The organism is Pseudomonas sp. JS3066 (assembly GCF_036328175.1).
Lineage (GTDB): Bacteria > Pseudomonadota > Gammaproteobacteria > Pseudomonadales > Pseudomonadaceae > Metapseudomonas.
Map to the genome: position 1 here is coordinate 2,395,068 of NZ_CP143312.1, position 15,667 is coordinate 2,410,734.

The 15,667-nt window shown below is 63.2% G+C and carries 15 protein-coding genes and 1 pseudogene; 9 read left to right on the forward strand and 7 right to left on the reverse strand.

Translation table 11 applies throughout. From position 1 onward, the window contains the following. The first annotated feature begins 1 nt into the window (after nucleotide 1). From SA496_RS11195 to SA496_RS11220, 6 genes are all read left to right on the forward strand, one after another. A complete protein-coding gene (locus SA496_RS11195; RefSeq protein ID WP_153919785.1) occupies nucleotides 2-856 on the forward strand; it encodes a DUF6502 family protein in 855 nt (284 codons plus the stop codon). Then, nucleotides 853-2,334, forward strand: a complete 1,482-nt coding sequence (locus SA496_RS11200; protein ID WP_330115416.1) for a DUF5666 domain-containing protein — start codon at nucleotides 853-855, stop codon at nucleotides 2,332-2,334. Before SA496_RS11195 ends, SA496_RS11200 begins: the two co-directional genes overlap by 4 nt. Before the next feature lie 138 nt (nucleotides 2,335-2,472). Further along, a complete protein-coding gene (locus SA496_RS11205; protein ID WP_153919788.1) occupies nucleotides 2,473-3,225 on the forward strand; it encodes a hypothetical protein in 753 nt (250 codons plus the stop codon). A 165-nt stretch (nucleotides 3,226-3,390) separates the two neighbouring features. Then, nucleotides 3,391-4,044 (forward strand): oxygen-insensitive NAD(P)H nitroreductase, encoded by a 654-nt coding sequence (gene nfsB / locus SA496_RS11210; protein WP_153919790.1) that lies wholly within the window; start codon nucleotides 3,391-3,393, stop codon nucleotides 4,042-4,044. Between the two features lie 177 nt (nucleotides 4,045-4,221). Beyond that, nucleotides 4,222-4,350 carry a hypothetical protein gene (locus SA496_RS11215; protein ID WP_256673031.1) on the forward strand — a complete coding sequence of 43 codons (129 nt, stop codon included), beginning with the start codon at nucleotides 4,222-4,224 and terminating at the stop codon, nucleotides 4,348-4,350. Nucleotides 4,351-4,359: 9 nt separating this feature from the next. Then, nucleotides 4,360-5,028 carry a TIGR04211 family SH3 domain-containing protein gene (locus SA496_RS11220; protein ID WP_153919792.1) on the forward strand — a complete coding sequence of 223 codons (669 nt, stop codon included), beginning with the start codon at nucleotides 4,360-4,362 and terminating at the stop codon, nucleotides 5,026-5,028. A 165-nt stretch (nucleotides 5,029-5,193) separates the two neighbouring features. On the opposite strand, the gene SA496_RS11225 is transcribed toward SA496_RS11220, so the two are convergent. Both SA496_RS11225 and SA496_RS11230 read right to left on the reverse strand, forming a co-directional pair. Then, nucleotides 5,194-7,197 (reverse strand): peptidase U32 family protein, encoded by a 2,004-nt coding sequence (locus SA496_RS11225; RefSeq protein WP_120655202.1) that lies wholly within the window; start codon nucleotides 7,195-7,197, stop codon nucleotides 5,194-5,196. A 172-nt stretch (nucleotides 7,198-7,369) separates the two neighbouring features. Beyond that, nucleotides 7,370-7,786 carry a PaaI family thioesterase gene (locus SA496_RS11230; protein WP_153919795.1) on the reverse strand — a complete coding sequence of 139 codons (417 nt, stop codon included), beginning with the start codon at nucleotides 7,784-7,786 and terminating at the stop codon, nucleotides 7,370-7,372. A gap of 152 nt (nucleotides 7,787-7,938) precedes the next feature. Between SA496_RS11230 and SA496_RS11240 the strand changes: the two are divergent. Further along, nucleotides 7,939-8,719: pseudogene (locus tag SA496_RS11240) on the forward strand (CHAD domain-containing protein). A 13-nt stretch (nucleotides 8,720-8,732) separates the two neighbouring features. Here the strand turns inward: SA496_RS11240 and SA496_RS11245 are convergent. Next, a complete protein-coding gene (locus SA496_RS11245; RefSeq protein ID WP_120651150.1) occupies nucleotides 8,733-9,347 on the reverse strand; it encodes an NAD(P)H-dependent oxidoreductase in 615 nt (204 codons plus the stop codon). Between the two features lie 108 nt (nucleotides 9,348-9,455). On the opposite strand from SA496_RS11245, the gene SA496_RS11250 reads away from it, so the two are divergent. Further along, the gene (locus SA496_RS11250) at nucleotides 9,456-10,067 is read left to right on the forward strand and encodes a TetR/AcrR family transcriptional regulator (RefSeq protein WP_153919800.1); all 612 of its coding nucleotides are present in this window, start codon (nucleotides 9,456-9,458) and stop codon (nucleotides 10,065-10,067) included. Nucleotides 10,068-10,076: 9 nt separating this feature from the next. Here the strand turns inward: SA496_RS11250 and SA496_RS11255 are convergent, their stop codons facing one another. Together SA496_RS11255 and SA496_RS11260 are read right to left on the reverse strand one after the other, a co-directional pair. After that, on the reverse strand, nucleotides 10,077-11,297 hold the full coding sequence (locus SA496_RS11255; RefSeq protein ID WP_153919802.1) for a diaminopropionate ammonia-lyase: 1,221 nt from the start codon (nucleotides 11,295-11,297) through the stop codon (nucleotides 10,077-10,079). A 34-nt stretch (nucleotides 11,298-11,331) separates the two neighbouring features. Then, a complete protein-coding gene (locus tag SA496_RS11260; RefSeq protein WP_330115419.1) occupies nucleotides 11,332-12,579 on the reverse strand; it encodes a Zn-dependent hydrolase in 1,248 nt (415 codons plus the stop codon). 142 nt (nucleotides 12,580-12,721) lie between these two features. Between SA496_RS11260 and SA496_RS11265 the strand changes: the two genes are divergently transcribed. Next, nucleotides 12,722-13,198, forward strand: a complete 477-nt coding sequence (locus tag SA496_RS11265; protein WP_153919806.1) for an Lrp/AsnC family transcriptional regulator — start codon at nucleotides 12,722-12,724, stop codon at nucleotides 13,196-13,198. Between the two features lie 19 nt (nucleotides 13,199-13,217). Here SA496_RS11265 and SA496_RS11270 read toward each other — a convergent pair whose 3' ends face one another. Then, the gene (locus SA496_RS11270; protein ID WP_330115420.1) at nucleotides 13,218-14,063 is read right to left on the reverse strand and encodes an alpha/beta fold hydrolase; all 846 of its coding nucleotides are present in this window, start codon (nucleotides 14,061-14,063) and stop codon (nucleotides 13,218-13,220) included. 213 nt (nucleotides 14,064-14,276) lie between these two features. Continuing rightward, nucleotides 14,277-15,626, reverse strand: coding sequence for a Na+/H+ antiporter NhaA (nhaA, locus tag SA496_RS11275; protein ID WP_174235575.1), 1,350 nt, complete (start codon nucleotides 15,624-15,626; stop codon nucleotides 14,277-14,279). Nucleotides 15,627-15,667 lie beyond the last annotated feature (41 nt).

The window sequence follows — 15,667 nt, forward strand, 5'->3', positions numbered from 1 at the left end:
AATGCAATTACCCGCTTTCCCGCCCTCGCTGTTGCCGGCGCTACAGCACGTGATGCGCCCGCTGGTGAGGCTGATGCTGAGGAAAGGGGTCACCTACAACTGCTTCGCCGAAATGCTCAAGGAAATTTTCGTCAACGTGGCCGAGCGTGAATTCCGGCTGGATGACAAACCGCCTAGCGACAGCAGGATCAGCCTGCTCACCGGCGTCCATCGCAAGGATGTCAGACGCTTGCGCAGCGGGGCGGCCGAGGAGAAAAACCATCTACCGGAGAATATCTCCCTCGGTGCCCACCTGGTCAGCGTCTGGCTGAACAATGCACCGTTCTGCAAGCAGCCCGGCCGACCATTGCCTTTGGCGCGACTCGCCAGCAGCGGCGGTGAATGCTCGTTCGATGGACTGGTCGCGACAGTCAGCAAGGATATCCGCGCCCGCGTTGTGCTGGACGAGTGGCTGCGCCTGGGCATTGTGCGGATAGACGAGCAGGACTGTGTGCACCTGGAAACCATGGCCTTCATTCCGCAGCGCGGGTTCGATGAGAAGGCCGTCTATTTCCGTCACAACCTGCATGACCATGCTTGCGCGGCCGTGCACAACCTTACCGAAGGGGGGGAGCCCTTCTTCGAGCGGAGTGTCCACTACGACAGCTTGTCGTCCGCCGCGGTCCAGCAGCTGCGCCAGGCGGTCAGCACTGAAGGCATGCAAGTGCTGATCGGGTTCAACCAGCTGGCCTCGGAACTGGAAGAAAGGGACGTGCCGGAGCCCGAGGCGCGGCAGCGAATCACCATCGGCCTCTATTTCTACACTGAAGGCAATCCACCGGACGCCTCCAGGCCGAAAACAGGCCGCTCATCATGAGAATCGCCTTACGTCTCCTGTGCGCCCTGGCATTGCTGGGCGGGACGCTGCTGTTCGTTGCTCCCGTGGCGGTGGCGGCACCCGTGTGCCTCGATCCGGGGGGAATGGGCGGCACAGGCGCTGTTGCCACCGGCGGAATAGGCGGCACTGGGGCACCAGTCGCACCCGCGGAGCATGGCGGGATCGGTGGCACAGGGGCCCCCGTCGATGACGGCGGCATCGGCGGGACCGGCATCGTGGGAACCATCACCGGCTTTGGCTCCATCTGCGTCAATGGCGTGGAAGTCCACTACGACGCCAAGGTGTCGCTCAGCGAAAACGGGCTGCCGGCCAGCAGCAAGCAACTGGCGATCGGTCAGGTGGTTGCAGTGGAAGCCCACCGATCGGCAAGAGGGCTGGTGGCCCGGAGTATTGCCATCCTCCATGCCTACGAGGGTCCGGTAACCGAGGTCGCCGCGGGCAGCGTTCCCTTGCGGGTGATGGGGCAGCCGGTACGCATTGCCGACGGGGCGCGTGTGACGGCAGGGCTGCGAGTAGGCGATGCGGTGCGGGTCAGCGGACTGCGTAATTCCGTTGGCGAAGTCGTGGCCAGCCGGATCGATCGGGCACCGAAGCTCGCCCAGGCAAGCGCGATCGGTGCCATCGAGCGGCCAGGTGAACTACAGGGGCTGGCGCTGAGTAACAAACGGCTGGCACCCAAAACAGAGGTGCTTGTACGAGGCAACTGGAACGGCCGCCAGCTGGATGTCGTCCAGAGTCGGGTCGATCCGGGGCTGCCGTTCGAGGGACGCGTACGCAATGTCCTCGTGGAAGGGCTGGTGCACAAGCAGCAGGGGGACCGTGTCGAGCTGGGCGGATTCACTGTGCAACTGGGGCATGGCACTTCATTCGCCGGCGGGCGTTCAAATGAGCTGGCGGTCGACCAGCGCGTACGCGTTGCCGGGGTTATCAGGGCAGGGCGGAGCATCCATGCCGAGCGGGTCGAATTCGTCCGCGACAACCCCGACGGCTCCATTCGCCGCGGCTCGGATCACAGCGGGTCGGGTTCCGGCTCGGCGGAGTCGGAACGACACGAGAGCGGGAACTCCGGAAGCGGCGGCCATGATTCGGTGGAGCGGGTGAGGACTGAATCCAGCGGCCGCGACGGTGGAGGCGAGACGCGAGAAAGGATAGAGCGGGAGGTAGAGTCGGCATCTGGCGAACTGGAACGCCGGGAACGGATAGAAACGCGCGAGTCTGCTGACCGCGTGGAAACCCGCGAGCGGATCGAGATTTTCGAGAATGGCGTGCGCGTCGAGCGAATCGAGCGGATCGAGAAGATCGAGCGCCCCGAGCAGGTTGATAAACCGGAGCGCGTGGAAAAGATCGAACGTGTGGAGCGCGTTGAGAAGCCCGAAAGGGTTGAGAAGGTCGAACGTCCAGAGACGGTGGAGCGCCCGGAAGAGGTGGAGCGAGTGGACCGGTCCGGTCCCCACTAGCCCTGTCGTCCCGCGCTGCTGGTGCCGGGCGGTGCGCGAGAGCGGAATCCGAAAGGAAAGCTAATCTGGGGAAGGTGTTCCCCGGTCAGTTGGGGTGCCAAGTGTGGATTCCGACGTCTTGAGCGCAACGAGGTAAGCATGGCACCTACGCGCATGATTTCCCCGATCCTGTTGGTCTTCCTCGCGGCGCCGGCCCTGGCGGATGATTTCACGATTACGTCGGGGCTCGATTACTCACGAGGAAAGTACGGAACCCCGACCGTCAGTGAAACCTGGTATGTCCCGGTGGTCGGCAAGTATGAAACCGGCCCGATGATCTACAAGCTGACCATCCCTTACCTGCATATCACCAATCCCGCCGTGGGGCCGGATGGAGAACCCTTGGCAGGCGACTGCGGCAGCGAAGAAAGTGGCCTCGGCGACACGGTGGCCAGCGCCGACTATGCGTTGCTGGATGGCAGTGACGGGGGCAGCCTGCTGCTGGACCTGATCGGCAAGGTGAAGCTACCGACGGCCGATGAGGATCATTGCCTCGGCACGGGCGAGACCGACTATTCGGCACAGGTGGACCTGACGCAGGGTTTCGGCGGTTTCAGTGGCTTCGCCACGCTGGGCTGGAAGAAGTTCGGCGATCCGTCGGACACCGACTTTCGCGACCCGATCTTCGCCTCGCTGGGCCTGGTCACGCGCGTGGCGCCGGCGACTTCCATTGGCGCTGCCTATGACTGGCGACAGAAAGTGACTTCCGATGGCGATGAAATCCAGGAGTTCACCCTGTTCCTGACCCAGAGACTCGACGCCCAATGGAAGGTCCAGGTGTACGCGCTGGCAGGCTTTTCCGATGCCAGTCCGGACTCCGGCGGTGGGGTGATGTTGAGTCACAGGTTCTGATTGCTCGCGCGGTTTGGCAGTCGTTAATGACGCGAAAATAACCACACTGAATTTGGCCATTTTCGTGTTTCCTTTGAAAGTCCTTCGTCCTCCCGCGGCTGTTTGTGGTTGTACATCCTCGTCACACTCCGTGCCCATACCGTCACCGATAACCGGAGTGCAACCATGAATCCCGCTTCCCTCGCCAGCCAGCGCTATACCACCAAGGCATACGATCCGGCCCGGCGCATCGCCCAGTCGACCATCGACGAGCTGCTGGCGCTGCTCCGCCAGGCGCCGTCGTCGGTCAACTCCCAGCCCTGGCACTTCATCGTCGCCGGCAGCGCGGAAGGCAAGGCCCGCATGGCCAAAGGTACCCAGGGACCCTATGCGTACAACCAGCCCAAGGTGCTGGATGCTTCACACGTGATCCTCATCTGTGCCCGCACAGACATGACCGATGCCCATCTGGCGCAGGTACTCCAGCAGGAGCAGGACGACGGCCGCTTCCGTGACGACGAAGCTCGTGCCGGCCAGCTACGCACGCGGCAGACCTACGTGAACCTGCACCGTTTCGAGCGCAAGGACCTGCAGCACTGGATGGAGAAGCAAGCCTACCTGGCCCTGGGCACGCTGCTGCTCGGCGCCGCCGCTGTTGGCGTGGATGCCACGCCGATGGAAGGCTTCGATGTGCAATCGCTGGATACCGAGCTGGGCCTTCGCGAGCAGGGTTACACCAGCGTGGTGCTGGTGGCGCTGGGTCACCGCAGCGAGAAGGACTTCAACGCCGCACTGCCCAAATCGCGTCTGCCATCTGAACGCGTCATCACCACCCTCTGAAACCCTTTATATCCCACAGTGCCCCGTTTCCCGGGGCGCTGCACCTTCCGTGAGTTCCCGCAATTCAGGCAAGGGGCCGGAGCGCATGGACGGACCGTCCATCCCACATCCTTCCCACGAGTGAACTCAATCCGTTCGCACGCTGTCTGTCTGCTGTCGGCCCACGGGGTGGATTGCATGGCCTTTCGCTACCTGGGCGACTGCGCTGCCTTCCGTTCCATCCTGATCGCTTACCTCTCTGGAGCAATCTGCCCGGCCGGCTTTTTACGTGCCCGTTTTGCCGGGTTTTGTCCCATCGCCATGTGAAGATTGCCCATGACCCTGTCCCGTCATTTCCACGCCCGTGTTTCCCCGCTCCAGTCCCGTGCCCTCGGCGCCCTCATGCTGGGTGGCCTGCTGATGTCCGGGGCACCGGCCCAGGCCGAGGAGCCCGCTGGCAACACGCGCTGGGTGAGCGATAGCCTGACGACCTATGTTCGTAGTGGTCCGACTGACGGATATCGCATCGTGGGTACGCTGACCTCCGGGCAGAAGGTCGAGCTGCTCACGACCCAGGGCGAATACAGCCAGGTTCGTGGTGAGAATGGCAGCAGTGTGTGGATTCCCAGCCGCGACCTGCAGGAAGTACCCGGCCAGGTCGAGCGTCTGCCGCAGCTTGAGCAGAAAGTGAGCGAGCTCAGCGCGCAGCTCGCCGGCATCGATGATTCGTGGAAGTCCCGTGTACAGGGCATGCAGGAGACACTGGATGCACGCAAGAAGCTCATCGACGAGTTGCAGGCCGCGCGCTCGGCGCTGGATGCCGAGCTGACCCAGGCCCGCTCTGAACTGCGTGATGCACAGGCGCAGTTGGGCGACGAGAACAAGCAAGTGCTGATGCGCTACATGGTCTACGGCGGCAGCATCGCCGGTGCAGGTCTCCTGGCCGGGCTGATCCTGCCGACCTTCCTGCGCGTGCGGCGCAAGCGCAACGATCAGTGGGTGTGATGAGCTGAAACCGCCTCGGCGGCCCTGTCTGCATAATGCGTCGGGGCTAGCGGGGCGGCGCCAGATTCAGCTTCGCAGCAGATGCACGGCTAGCCCACGTCGGCGGTAAGGCCGGCCAGTGGTGTTATCCATGGCGCGGCCCTCCCTGAAAGCGGGTGCCAGAACTCAGTGCGGCCCGCGATGGCGGATGGTCTTGAGCAGGTCGTCCGGGGTGATCTGGCCCACGACATTGCTCGCTGCGCTACCCGGTTGCGGCAGGTCGAGGATGTGGCCCTTCATCTTGCCCACCACGTGCATTTCGCAGGGCTTGCAGTCGAATTTCAGGGTCAGCACTTCATCCCCGTGGACCAGTTGCATCGGCGCCACCTTGGTGCGTACACCGGTCACGCCCTTGGCCTGTTTCGGGCACAGGTTGAACGAGAAGCGCAAGCAGTGCTTGGTGATCATCACCGGGACTTCGCCAGCTTCTTCGTGCGCCTCGTAGGCCGCATCGATCAACTGCACACCGTAGCGATGGTAGAAGTCGCGCGCCTTCTGGTTGTAGACGTTGTACAGGAACGACAGGTGCGCCTCTGGATACACCGGCGGCGGCACGCTGACGGCCTTGCGGCTGCCGTGGGGGTGGGCGGCTACACGGGCCTCGGTCAGTGCCTCGATCGCCTCGCGGCGCAGGGCCTTGAGCTGGGACGCGGGGATGAAATAGGCCTGGGGCGCATCCAGTTCGATGCGCTGGGCGTGATAGCTGGTGGTACCCAACTGGCCCAGCAGGTCATGCAGCTGCTCCAGGGCCTGCTCGGGTTTGTTAGCCGCCCCGAACGGACCGTCCAGCCTGACATGGGCGCTGACGCCTTCCTCGCTGGTGGCGGTCAGCTCGAGGCCGTCTTCGCGCAGACTGGCCTTCCAGTCGACGCCAACCCGGCGTTCCGCCGAGGTCTTCAGCAGCGCCTGTTGCCAGTTGTGGTCCAGGTTGCGGCTGAGCGGGTGATTGGGGCGCAGCCGGGACAGGGCGGCCGGCATTTCATTGGGCTCGACGCGGTAGCGCCAGCGCTTTTCGCCTTCTTCCTCGAACTCCCCCTTCAGTTCGGCGATGTTAGCCCGGAAGCCCACGACCTCACGTTTGACCAGCACATTGAGACCGTCGCCGTTGGACAGCGGCTCATGGGTCACGGCAATGAGGTCGCGCTTGCCGACTTTCTCCACCTGGCCAACCAGCAAACCGGTGAAGGTCGGCGTGTCGAAGGCGCCGATGTCGATCTTGCGCTCGGTGACAAAATAGTCGGTGCTGCCGCGGTGGAAGGTCTTGTCCGGGTCCGGTACGAAGAAGTGATCAGTACGGCCGCTGGAGGCACGGGCCAGATCGGGACGCTCGGCGAGGATGCCGTCGAGGCGCTGGCGGTAGTACGCAGTGATGTTCTTGACGTAGCTCGCATCCTTGTAGCGGCCTTCGATCTTGAAGGAGCGCACTCCGGCGTCCACCAGGGCACTCAGGTTGGCGCTCTGGTTATTGTCTTTCATCGACAGGAGGTGCTTCTCGAAGGCCACCACGCGGCCCTGATCATCCTTCAGGGTGTAGGGCAGGCGGCAAGCCTGGGAGCAGTCGCCCCGGTTGGCGCTGCGTCCGGTCTGGGCGTGGGAGATGTTGCACTGACCGGAGAAGGCGACGCAGAGCGCGCCATGGATGAAGAACTCGATAGCGGCATCGGTTTCATCGGCGATGGCACGGATCTGCTTGAGGTTCAGTTCGCGGGCGAGCACCAGTTGGGAGAAACCGGCCTGGTCGAGGAACTTCGCTCGCTCCAGGGTGCGGATATCGGTCTGGGTGCTGGCGTGCAGCTCGATGGGCGGGATGTCCAGTTCGAGCACGCCCATGTCCTGCACGATCAGCGCATCGACGCCCGCGTCGTACAGCTCGTGGATCAGCTTGCGCGCCGGCTCCAGCTCGTCGTCGTGGAGGATGGTGTTGATGGTGACGAATACGCGCACATGGAAGTGGTGGGCGAACTCCACCAGTTTGGCGATATCCGCCACTTCGTTGCAGGCGTTATGGCGGGCGCCGAAGCTTGGGCCGCCGATGTACACGGCGTCGGCGCCATGCAGGATGGCCTCGCGGGCGATGTTCACATCACGGGCGGGGCTGAGCAGTTCTAATTGGTTTTTGGGTAAGGGCATGGCAATCACGTCCGGCACGGGTGCGGGTGGCGCATTGTAGCGGGCATGCGCCACCTGAGCATCCATGGGGTGCCGGATGGAGGACGGCTTCGTCCGGCGGCACAACAGGATGCCCAGGGCCACCGGAGAAGGGCGCTAACGGTTGTAACTGGCGGTTCCGTAGCCGGAGCCTTCAGCGCGTCGAGGCTGGCGGGATGGAGTAGGTACCCACGACATGGGCCACCGGCTCCTCCAGACCTTCCGAAAAGAGCGAAACCTCGCCCACTGCCAGGGTCTTGCCGACCTTCATCAACCGGCACTCGCCAATGATGCGTTTGCGCGCTTCGGGCCTGCGCAGGAAGTTGATGGTGAGGCTGGTGGTGACGGCCAGGGGAACGATGCCGATCTCGCCCAGTAGGGCGACGTAGAGCGCCACATCGGCAAGTGCCATCAGGGTGGGGCCGGAAACGGTGCCGCCGGGCCGCAGGTCGGACTCATCGACCTCCTGCGAAACACGCGCACTGCGATCCCACACTTCGTCGACCACGACGCGGGTCTGGGGGAATTCCTGCTGGATGAATCGCGCTATCGCTTCCGTCTTGCCGATCATGTCGAACGCTCCTGGCTACATATCGCCCGGACGCTGCCACATCCCCGCCGACCCTGTCCATGCCGGGCCAGAATCGAAATTTGACCTGGTGCAACATCATTCTCATGTTCGACAGCTACGCTCCTCGGACCTTGTCTCGAAGAGTAGCCAGGATGTCATTCATCGATTCGGTGATCGCTCATGTATTGGGACTGGAAGTCGGGCTTCATCACGCATATGCGCGACTTGCCTGCCGGACGGATGAAGAAGCGCTACATGACCTGCGAATCCATCTGCGTAAATTGCGCAGCCTGCTGCGCCCCATGCGTCGTCTGGCAGCGCCCAAGGAGTCGTCAGCCGGCAGCCGCTGACGTCGGCCGGCTGACGACTCCGGTGCGCGACCTCGAAGTGCTGATCGTTGAACTCCAGCGGCAGGGTTTCGTTGATCAGGCGGAGCGCCGCAGGCACCTGCTGGAGTCCCACTACGCCATCATCGAACGCAGCGCCACGCTGCAGCGTTTCATGGCGGTGCTGGATGCCTGGCCAGCACGGATGCGCGAGGCAGAGCTCAATGGTGAGCTCGACAACCTTCGCGAACGGGTGAAGATTCGCCTGCAACGGCAGTTGCAACGTCTACGCGAATCCCTTGCCGATCCGGCATTCGATCGCCACGCCTTGCGCCTCCTGGTCAAACGCATGCGTTATGCCCATGAGGCTTACCCCAAACTCTCCCCAATCGGGCATGACGCGGTTACGGCGCTGAAGGCCGTGCAGTCCGCCTTGGGCGATTGGCACGACCACTTCCAGTGGTGCCTGAAAGCCGATCAGGAGGCGGACCTGCTGGTACTCAAGGATCGTTGGGAAATCGCCGGAGCTGCCGAGTTGAGTGCAGCCGAAGTTGAGCTTTCCATCCTGGCAGAATGCCTGGAAGAGGAATCCCATTCGGCTGCATAGGGTGTCCGCCGGTTCAGACTGCTTCAATCAACTCGGGCCTGGCAGCGGTCTCGAACAGTTTCAGTCCGATGGATCGAGCCGCTTCCAGGTAGGGCGCCGGGTCATTGGATTCCGACTCGAAATACACCGCAGAGGTCAGTACCGTCGCGCCGCAGTAATCGAAGATGCCGTGATCGATCTGCGTTTTCATCGCTTCGCTATAGCCGTGGCGTTCGAAGGTGCCCGCATCGGCACCCGCCACACCGATCAGATGGACCTTGAGGTGGCGCAGCTTCTTCTTCAGCCCGCCATCCAGGCTGTACTCGAAGGCCCATCCGTTGGCAAAGACACGATCGATCCAACCCTTGAGCACGCCGGGCATCGACCACCAGTAAACCGGGAAGACAAGCACCAGCGCATCTGAACGGTCGATACGGGCCTGCTCGGCTGCGACGTCGGCTGGGGGTGCCACTTGGTGGCGGTGGACGGCGTGATCCGCGAAGTTGAACCGCGGATCGAAGCCCTCCGCGGCAAGGTTGGCGATCTCCGAGTCATGGCCGGAGTGCTTCAGTCCATCGGCAACCTGTGCAGCGAGGCTGTGGGTGAGCGAACGGGGATCATGGTGGGCGACGACAATCAGGGCGTGCATGGCAGGGCTCCTGCGGGTGGATTGCGGCTGAGACTGGCGCCCGATATCCTGTGCGCCAAGTTACTTTTGGTAAGTTACGGTTGGTAACTTACGTTTGGTAGGTTAGCCATGTCAACACTCGATGAAGAGGCGCGTCCGCGCCGTCGTTTATCCCGGGAAGAGCGGCAGCGGCAGCTGCTGGATGTCGCTTGGCAGATGGTCCGGGAGGAGGGCACCGATGCGCTTTCCCTGGGCCGATTGGCCGAGCAGGCGGGCGTCACCAAGCCCGTGGTCTATGACCACTTCAAGACTCGGGGAGGGCTGCTTGCGGCGTTGTACGTGGAGTTCGATACACGCCAGACGGCGCTGATGGATGCGGCGCTGGAGGCCAGCGAGACGACGCTGGAGGGTAGGGCTGCGGTGATCGCCTCGTCCTATGTCGAATGCGTACTGTCCCAGGGGCGTGAGATTCCGGGGGTGATCGCGTCCCTGGCTGCTTCACCCGAGCTTGAGTCCATCAAGTGCGAGTACGAGTCGGTGTTCCTGGAAAAGTGTCGGGCTGCGCTGGCGCCCTTCGCGGGCGAGGGGGGCATTAGCCCGGCCGGGTTGCGTGTCATGTTGGGTGCGGCGGAGGCACTGTCCCATGCCGCTGCAACCGGAGAGATCACGCCGCAGGAGGCGCGGGATGAACTCCGCGCAACCATCGTGGCCATGGTCGAGCGCAACGCCCGGCGTAGTTGAGACAGTGCGTCACTGCACCTGCAACCATTGTTCCTGGCGCGCCAGAACCGCGCTGGCGGGCTCGCCTACCAGCTCGGCATAGAGCGCCGGCGCGGTGGCCCCTTCGGTGCTGATCAGCAGGACGCGTGACTGGCGGTCGAGCCCAAGTTCAGCAGCCTGGGGAGTGCCCATCAGCTGCCTGAGACCAGCAAGCCCGGCCACTGCAGACTCGCCTGCCACAAGCGGCAGGTCACGTTCGCTTCCCTTGGCCAGGACGCGCATCGCCGCTACGGCCTCGGCGTCTTCCACGGTCATGAAATGGTCGATGCAGCCTTCCAGGAACTGCCAGGCCAAAGGAGATGTTTCACCGCAAGCCAGCCCGGCCATCACCGAGTCCACCGAGCCGCTGGCCCGGGTTGCCTTTCCGGTCAGGGCACTCTGGTAGAGGCAATCGGCTTGTGTTGGCTCGACGACGATCATGGTTGGTCGCGCGGCGCCGTAACGCTCCCAGAGGTAGCTGGCAATCCCGGCCGCGAGGCCGCCAACACCGCCTTGCAGGAATACATGGCTGAACGGGCATCCGGCCTGCTGCGGCGCCAATGCTTCCAGCGCTTCCGCGGCAATGATCGCGTAGCCCTGCATCACATCGCGGGGTATTTCTGTGTAGCCCTCGTAGGAGGTGTCGGACACCACGGTCCAGCCATTTGTGGCTGCCAGCCTGGCCGCTTCGTGCACCGAATCGTCGTAGTTGCCGTCAATGCGGATAATGCGTGCGCCGTAGGCTGCGATGGCCTGCTCCCGTTCAGTACTGACATGCGCGTGGAGGACGATCACGCAGCGGCAACCAACGCTTTGTGCCGCAGCCGCGAGGGCTCGGCCATGGTTGCCGTCGGTGGCGCTGATCACCGTGAACTCGGCCAGAGACTCGGCAAAATTTCCCGCGAGCAAGGCCCGGGGCTCCAAAACCATATCGGGGAAACGCCGCAGGATGAGACGCACGAGTGCAACGGGTGCTCCCAGGACCTTGAAGCTGCCCAACGCCGAACGCACCGCCTCGTCCTTGAGCAGCACCTGGCCGACACCCAGATCACGCGCAAGGTCAGGCAGTTGCCACAAGGGCGTGACCGCGCGCTCGAAGCGGCTCCAGCTGGAAAGCAAGGTGCGGCTCTCGGTGGCCTGGGTCACGCTCATGATGGCGCGCAAGTCGTCGGGATAGGGGCGGCGAGTGCATTTGGGGTTGGCGATCAGCATCGTGGACTCCGGAAACGAAGACAGGGAAGGGTGGTCAGGCCTGGGCAAGACGCTGTTGCACCACATCGAGCAGGACCTGCGCTCCGGCCAGCAGCAGATCGTCACTGGTGTGCTCGCGAGGGTTGTGGCTGATGCCACCCTGACTGGGCACGAAGATCATCGCCGCCGGCGCGATGCGCGCGATCATCTGCGCATCATGGCCTGCGCCGGAGGTCATGCGCCTGTGGCTGAGTCCCAGACGGTTGGCCGAGGATTCGATGGCAGCGGCCAGCTCCGCATTGAAGGTCACCGGCTGGAATCGCACTAATTGCTCGCTCCAGACCTCGACGCCTTCTTCGTCAGCCATGCGTGCCAGCAAAGCCGCCAGCTTCTGTTCGGCAACGCGAAGGTGCGATTCATCGGGATGACGCAGATCCACCGTGAAGACCGCCTTGCGCGGAATGACGTTGATCAGGTTCGGTTCCAAGCGCAGGCAGCCGGCCGTTGCCAGGGTGCCGTCGACTGCTATCTCGCGTAATTCGCTGATCACGCTGCTGGCCACCCAACCCGCGTCCCGGCGCAGGTGCATGGGCGTCGTACCGGCATGGTTGGCGCTGCCCTTGATGGTGATCTGCTGCCAGGAAATGCCCTGCAGGTTCTCGACCACGCCAATCTGGATACCTTCGGCTTCCAGAATCGGCCCCTGCTCTATATGCAGTTCCAGGTACTCGTGAGGTGCCAGCGCGCCGGGCTCGAGGTCGCCGGCGTAACCGATGCGATCCAGTTCATTGCCCAGGCGGGTGCCGTCGGTGCCCAGCGTATCCAGCGCGACTTCAATATCCAGACCGCCTGCGTGTACCAGCGAGCCCATCATGTCCGGCTGGTAGCGCACACCTTCTTCATTGGTAAAGGCGGCAACCGTGATCGGGCGGGTTGGTGTCGTGGCGGCGTCGCGAAACGCCCGCACCACGGCCAGCCCGGCGAGCACGCCGTAACAGCCATCCAGTTCGCCGGCGTCAGCCACGCTGTCGATGTGGGAGCCAATCATCAGCGGCGCTTGCTGATCGCCATCCGCGCCCAGGGTACCGAAGATGTTGCCTATGCGGTCTGTCCGCACGTTCAGGCCCAGCGCGTCCATCCATTGCCGCAACCGGTCACGGCCGGCTTTATCGGCATCGGTCAGCGCGATTCGGGTGCGGCCCTCCCGGCCAGGCTCGATGCCGATCTCGCCCAGGCTACGAATCTGCTTGAGCAGGGTTTCACCGTCGAGCTGCAACGGTTGCGCATCGGAAGGAAGACTCATCAGGCAGGCTCCGGGAAAGCAAATCAGTCGATGGCGTAATAATATTGCTCGGGTACGCACTGTTTTCTCTGATTACAGGTACTTTGCGCATTTTTATTTCGAGAAAGCCCCGTTTCGATCAACTCTCAATCGAGCCCTGCCCATGAATCTGGATGCCTTCGATCTCAAGCTGCTCAAGGAAGTCCAGCAGGACGCCGGATTGTCCCAGGCGGCGCTGGGCGACCGGGTCAATCTCTCGGCTGCCGCTGTCAATCGTCGGCTCAAGCGCCTCAACGAGGAAGGCGTGATTCGCAGGACGGTGGCCCTGGTGGACCCGCAGCAATTGGGGCACCAGCTGACCGTAATCACGGAAGTAGAAGTCGAGAGCGAACGGCTCGACCTGCTGGATGCGATGAAACGCAGCTTCCTCGCCTGTCCGCAGGTGCAGCAGTGCTACTACGTGGCAGGCGAGTTCGACTTCGTGCTGGTCCTCGCGGTCAGGAGCATGGAGCAATACACCGACCTGACCCGGCAGCTCTTCTTCGAGAGCAACAACGTCAAGCGCTTCCGTACGCTGGTGTCCATGAGCAATGTGAAGGTAGGGCTGGAGGTTCCCGTCGATATCGACGCGGATTCCTGACGTCCCTTGGCAGTGCCGTTCAGTCGAAAACGAAGGCGGCAATGTGCCTGGCGCTGGCCCTCGGATACTGCAGGTGCGGCCCGTGGCCGGTACTCGGCAGGGTGACGAGATGTAGGGTTGGCAGGGTGCGGCTCAGTGCATGCCAATTCTCGACCGGGAATACGATGTCGTGGTCGCCGCCGAGGTGCATCACCGGAATACGGGTGTTACGCAGTGCATCCAGCGCGGGCTGTAGCGGAAACATCGGGTTGCGCGGCCCCTCTCCCAGTTGCTGGCCAGCCCATTCGTGCGGTACCTCGGGGCATCGGCCCTCCTTGCGCGAGGCGATACGTTCGGCGGAGCGCAGGGCTTCTTCGCGACTGGCAGGCGAGGTCGGTTCGAAGAACAGGTGAACAAAATCCTCGAAGTCGTTCTCCCGGCGCGCCAGCTCATAGAACAGCGGCTCGCCAGTCTTCACCAGTTGACCGGGCGGTGTGGTGCCGAGCAGCACGAGGTGGCTGACGAGCTGTGGTGCTTGCAGCATGGCCACCTGTGCGGCGATTCCGCCGAGCGACCAGCCGCCCAGCACGACCTTGCCCAGTCCCAGTGTGGTGATCAGCTCGATGGTGTCACGTGCCAGCGATGCCGGGTCATAGGTGGGTGTACCGTCGGACAGCCCCAGGCCGCTGTAATCGAAGATATACACCTTGAAGCCCTGTGCCGTGAGCTCATCGAGGAATGCCGGGTCCCAGGAGTCCATCACACCGCGAAAACGCAGGCACAGCACCATTGGCATGCCATCGCCGATCACTCGGTAGGCCAGGCGACGGCCAGTGCATTCGACGAACTGGTTGGGTACCTGGCTGGCGGATTGGACGTTCGGCATGGCGTCGCTCCCTCGAGGCGTTGGGCGGCAGGATGATGAATCACACTGATACCGTCATAGCGGTCCGCAACCGCAGCGCGAAGGAGGAGGGGCATGGCCCCGTGCATGCGAAGCAATGATGGCATCCATGCAGGGTAGTTCAGGCGAATGGATGCGGCGGTTCAAGGCCATGGCCGCCAATCGGATTGGTGGCCATGGCAGTTTGCAGGGTAGTCAGGCTCGCCTTGCACGCTTTACCAGCAAGCGCCCGTAGAGCAGTCCGACCACCCCGGCGACAACCGAGGCCACCAGTACACCCAGCTTGGCAGCGCTCAGCAGGTCGGGTTGGTTGAAGGCAAGATTGGCAATGAAGATCGACATGGTGAAACCAATGCCGGCCAGACAGCCGATCAGCACCATCCACGACCAGGTCATACCCGGTGGCAAGCTGCACCAGCCCATGCGCACCATCAGCCAGCTGCTGCACAGAACGCCGAGTGGTTTGCCCAGCACCAGTGCCAGCGCGACTCCTGAGAGCACTGCCAGCGAACCGCCCTGGTCAAGGTTCACACCCGCCAGACTCACGCCGGCGTTGGCGAGGGCGAACAGTGGCATGACCAGGTAGGCGACCCAGGGATGCAGGGCCATCTGCACGCGCGTTACCGGAGGCAGGAGCTCCCGCTGCGCCTGACGAAGCTGCTTGATGAACTCCATCAGCTCGGCACCACCATTGGGCGCTTGTTCGCGCGCGGCAAATTCATTGATGGCTCGCGAAGCCAACTGCAGGGGCGGGTCCATGACCTTGACCGGGCGAACCGGGGTCATCAGACCGAGCACGACGCCCGCCAGCGTCGGGTGGGCGCCGGTCTTCAGCAGGCCGAACCAGAGCAGCGCGCCGGGCAGCAGATAAGCGTAGGCCGAACCAATGCCGATGCGTTGCAGGCCAAGCACCAGCAGGATACCGGCAGCGGCAATGGCGAAGCCGAGTGGGTCGAGTCCGCCCGAATAGAACAGCGCGATGATCAGCACGGCGACGATGTCGTCGATGATCGCCAGCGCCAGCAGGAAGACCCGCACCGAAGCTGGCACCGAACGTCCCAGAAGCGCCAGGACGCCGACTGCGAATGCGATGTCCGTGGCCGTTGGTACTGCCCAGCCCTGGCGCAATCCATCGGCGCTGTTGAATGCGAGGTACACCAGGGCGGGGACCAGGACGCCACCGAACGCAGCGACCATGGGCAGGGTGGCGAGCTTGAAGTTGGCCAGCGCGCCTTCATGGATTTCCCGGCGGATTTCCATGCCCACGACGAGGAAGAAGACCGTCATCAACGCATCGTTGATCCAGAAGTGCAGCGAGTTCGAGATAACGAAGTCACCGATGCCAATGGACAGCGGCATGTGCCACAAATGTTCGTAGCTGCTGGCGTAGGGGGAGTTGGCCCAGGTCAGCGCAGCCGCCGCGGCGATCAGCAGGACGATGCCACTGACGGCTTCGATATGGAGGAATTTTTCGAACGCGGAGAATGCCTTGTCGGCAATACGCTGCACAGCCGGCAGCGCCTTTCGGGAAGGGGCTTGGTTCATGGTCGCTAATACTCAGCAGCTTGTGCGGCGGCCCGACCAGC